We start from the raw sequence: 4,515 nt of genomic DNA, 5'->3' as shown, positions 1-4,515 counted from the left end.
AAATTAGCCAGATGTGCTAGGGCTGAAGTAACAGGAAACCTTCGGTTAAGCCCATCAAAGCTCAGCCAAGTTGGCAAGGATCCACCACCTGCCAATTGAGCGGTGTAGGATAGTTCATCCCCCACATCGATGTCATTGAATACATTCAATCCAAACTGGAAGTTGAAAGCACTGTTCTCTGTGGCAAACTGATCCGGAATCGGATTGGCCACCGTTGGCGCATCATTGGTATTGAGTACCGTGATGTCAAAGGTGTCCGTTTCCGTCCCTCCGTTACCGTCATCTGCCGTCACCGCGATGGTGATCGTACCTACCTCTGAATTGGCCGGAGTTCCGCTGAAGGTTCTGTTGGCTGGATTGAAGGTTAACCAAGTAGGCAAAGTTCCTCCTCCGGCCAGCTGGGCGGAATAACTCAGTTCATCCCCGTCCGCATCAAAGAAGACATCCGAGTCAAACTGGAAAACAAATTCGACATCCTCTGTTGCGTTTTGGTGGGGAATGGAATTCTGTACCGTTGGCGCATCATTCTGGGCAGTCACCACAATGCGTATCGTTTCCATGTCAGTTAAAGTTCCGCCCAAACCTGTACTTCCCAAATCACTGATAATAAGTTCTAGGGTTGCTTCCCCTGAAAAATTTGCAGCCGGAGTAAAAGTGAGTGTACTAATTGCCGAGTTGATTGCAGCGAGAGTCCCAGAAAAATCCATTCTTGGATCATCTGTACCATCTCCACGTCCTGGGGCAAAGCTGATGTTTTGGATGGTTGCCAAGGTAAACGTTCCATTAGTAGCACTAATTTCCAAGTTCATCGGTCCTGTACCCGCATCAATATCTTCGATTTGGATTTGGTTACTATTTGCGGAAGAAAATACCAACGGGGTATCTTCATCCGTCACTTGAAATCCGGGAATGATTAACAAGGGAGGATCATTCACAGCTTCGATATCAAAAGTGGTACTTGCTTCTTCAGAAATGGAGAATCCATCATTTGAAGTGAAGCGGATGGTAGCTGCATCTATTCCGAACAAATTAGAAGTAGGTCTAAATCTCGCTTGTGCCAAGGCCGTGTTTATATCACTAAGCGTACCTGAAGCGGTAAAAGAAGAAGAACCATTACCATTTCCTCCGAATGAAATATTCTGGGTTCCAATGGTAAGAATTCCCCCTGTAATGGTGAATGACACAAGTTGATTGTCTCCGTCTGGGTCAGTAACTGCCATCCCGTTAAGATCAAGGAATGCGTCTTCAAAGGCTGAAGTATTGGTAGGAGGTAAAGCAATTGGTACATTATTGAGCAATTTGATGCTTGTATCCGTTGCTGCAGTTCCTGTATTGGAAGACGGGTCTGTTAGAGTGACACTTAGGGTAATGGTTCCATCTGGAAGACCAGTAAGATTAATTCCGCTGACTTGTTGGGTAGAACTGACCACAGTTCCGGATCCTGTCACGTACGTTCCTCCCCCAGAACTTGAGAATGTATAATTATAAGAAGATCCAACCTCAGCACCAGCTAAGGTGAAACTGACGGAATTTTGGTTGGCTGTATTGATCAAATCCTGGTCGATTGTGGCCGTATACCCTGATGGGGCTTCAGTATCGGTACAGAACTGGAAGTTATCTACATTCAAATACACAAAACCTCCCCCTATGTTGATCTCCAACTGATCGATGGGCTTGGTAGCATTATTGACCCCACCTTCAGTACCGAAATTAACAATCGTATAGCCGCTATTGGTAGAAAAGCTGGTATTGAACCCGGAATTTTTAGTAATTGTATAGACCGTATTGCCCCCTCTTTTTCCTACCAAAGTCAGCGTGCCTGTACCTGTAGGAGTGGCTCCATTGGGATCAGAGGAAAGAAAAAAGGCCGCCGAGTTCATTAAAATAGCACCACTTCCCGATGTAATTGTGTACGATCCTGTTCCGGTATTTTTCAAAACATTGCTAGAGCCACCTATTCCAATATTTAAGGTTGGGCCTCGATAGACTTCCAGATTACCCGTGATGGTAAATGAGTTTGATCCTGCTGCAAAAGTCTTACTTCCTATGGTTTCACCCTCAAAAGTCTCCACCAAACAGGGACTCACAAAATGCACCTGACCAGAGGTAAATGGAGCGGTACCATCATCTCCTCTTTCATTGGTGATATTTGTACCTGATTTTAAATCAAGCCTTAAGCTTCCCTCTCCCGTGATTCCATTGACTGTTACGGTATAAGAAGTACCCGAACCAGCCACCGAAGTAATTGTACCGGCAGCAGTCCCGGTACTTGTTAATTGAAAATCATCCACACTGACATTGAGTGCTGTTTTTGAAAAATTAACTGTGAAGGCAACTGAAGACACATTCGAAAGTGGAGCACCGCTTAGGGATATAGAAGTAACTTCTGCTGGGTCAGAATCTACTGGAACGAATACGGGACCATAGGTGAAATCATCTATTGCAACATAAATATCCGGTGCTTCAATTCGGATCTCATCCACATCGAAAAAATCAGGATCGGCAGAAAAGACGCTTTCACCATTAAAAAGGATCGGTTTTGCTGGTCCAACAGGATTTCCATTCTTAAACCCTTGTATTGTTCCAGAAGTAGAGGTATTAAAAGTACCCGGATCTCGATTAAATATCCATATTTTTTGGAACTGAAATTCTATTCCTCCATCACGGGTTATGGTCCATCTTGTCAATCCATTTTGGTCATTATTTCCATCAATTAGAGCAAAAGAACCTCCCACACCCACATTATCAAATCCAATATTAAATGATGGATTGGCAATTGTAGCTGCAAAGGTAAATCCTTCATAGGGAATGGACTTTACTGCTCCAATACTTGGTGGATTATTAAAATCAATAACGGTCTGAGCAAATCCCTGCTGAAGGAAACTTGACCATAAAAGTGTAATTAAAAAGACCGGAAGAAGTAGAATTTTTTTCATCTATTCAAAATTTGAAGAGTAGGTAATAAAAAACACCCTTGAAACCTATGGCTTCAAGGGTAAGGGGAATCAATCTCTTGTGGGATAAAGGCCTTCTAGGCAGATAATGTAATTCACACCCAAATAAGGCTGCATATTGGTATGGGGAGCTCCCTGTCCTTCCGGCAAAATGGTAATCGCCTGACTGGAGGCCCCACCTGTAGAAGCATTGGCATAGGAATTTACCGGATAGGTAGGGCCAGATCGTTCCAACTGGACTTGACTGGCAGCAGGAAAATTACCAACCGGATTATTGGTCGTTCCTGCAGTGGCATTGACATTGATCTGAGCGCCATGGGTATGAGGGGCAAGTTGGGCAGAAATCAAGGAAACTGACTCTACTCCATCCATTTGTCCACTGACATAGGTAGTTCCTGTGGTGCTTTGTCCTGTTCCGACCGGAACTCTCCCACAAAGATTTGGAAGACCAAACGTGGTCGTCCCATTTCCGCCATAAGTGGTTCCCAACAAACTGTACAAAGCATTATACTGCGCTATTGGTAAAATTTGACCTTGACAAAATGCCCAGCCCTTTGGAGCAAAACTTCCAGCGAACATTTTGATTACTCCGATGTACTCATCCATAATTAGAAAATTTTAAGGTTAAAGATTAGATTGTGTAACTATAATTAAAATATTTAAACTAAATAAATTGATGTTATTGACAAAAAAGGCTTCTTAAAACCAAGAACAGGAAAACAAGGACCACGTATTATTTTCTTCTTAATAAGTACACCTTCTTGAAGAAAAAATTCAGAAAAGGAACAACTCAATACCTTGAATTTGTAAATCCCCAGGAAGGCTTCAGGAAAACTGAAGGTTTTATAAAAATCCTCCTTCAGAGGAATTCCCTGAAAATTGGAGCAAAAACATGTATTCCCCCCAACCAAGCTTATTTTAAAATCAAAAATCAAGTTCATAAAAATGACTATAAATATAATACCAAAAATCAAACTAACAAAAAATTTAATGATTTTTGAGAAAATTAATGGAAGGAAAACCTTGTACAACTACATTAAATTAAAATTTCTTATACCATAAAATCAAGAATTTTTTTCACCAATCACTAAAAATTTATTTTACATAAGCAAAAAAAGAGGCCATGCCTCTTTTTTTGTATTACATCAAAATTCATTTAAAAAACACCTGTAATACTTCTTTATTTTCTAAATAGGATGAGTAGAAGAATCTTCATTTTGAACACCTCAACTGGAAGAAGTTTATATTTTTTCAAACTAATCCCAATAAAAGCCTACAAGCTTAGCAATCCCTTTTCTTTATTTCAGCCTTAGTGAATTTTATCACCACATGATCACCTCATCTTTGGTCTGCCGCTCATTCAAACGGAACAGGTTCAAGGTCAGGGTAAACTCATGGATGCCTCCCGGCAACAGGTAGCTTTCCACCACCGGAAATTCATACACGTAGCCCATGCGAAGCTTTCCGGCTATAAACCCCAACTGCACGTTGGTAGCATAATCCACCCGTTGACCCATTCACAGCCAGACCCGGTACATCATCACCAGCCTAATGTTAATTA

At 41.7% G+C, this 4,515-nt stretch carries 3 protein-coding genes; all 3 read right to left on the bottom strand.

From position 1 onward, the window contains the following. A partial coding sequence (locus DDT91_RS20280; protein ID WP_187178030.1) for a putative Ig domain-containing protein occupies positions 1-2,936 on the bottom strand: 2,936 nt, incomplete at its 3' end. 69 nt (positions 2,937-3,005) lie between these two features. Next, a complete protein-coding gene (locus DDT91_RS20275; RefSeq protein WP_222718696.1) occupies positions 3,006-3,560 on the bottom strand; it encodes a phage tail protein in 555 nt (184 codons plus the stop codon). Positions 3,561-4,276: 716 nt separating this feature from the next. Then, complete coding sequence (locus tag DDT91_RS20270; protein WP_187178029.1) at positions 4,277-4,471, bottom strand: hypothetical protein; 195 nt, start codon at positions 4,469-4,471, stop codon at positions 4,277-4,279. Positions 4,472-4,515 lie beyond the last annotated feature (44 nt).

Origin of the sequence: Algoriphagus sp. AK58 (assembly GCF_014324365.1) — a bacterium.
GTDB lineage: Bacteria > Bacteroidota > Bacteroidia > Cytophagales > Cyclobacteriaceae > Algoriphagus.
Note: the sequence above shows the minus strand (reverse complement) of the source record. Positions and strands in the feature narration are given on the sequence as shown.

Bases quoted from the DNA above. Each gene is read 5' to 3' on its own strand.
- DDT91_RS20275 (WP_222718696.1), bottom strand. From the start codon at position 3,560: ATGGATGAGTACATCGGAGTAATCAAAATGTTCGCTGGAAGTTTTGCT.
- DDT91_RS20270 (WP_187178029.1), bottom strand. From the start codon at position 4,471: ATGGGTCAACGGGTGGATTATGCTACCAACGTGCAGTTGGGGTTTATA.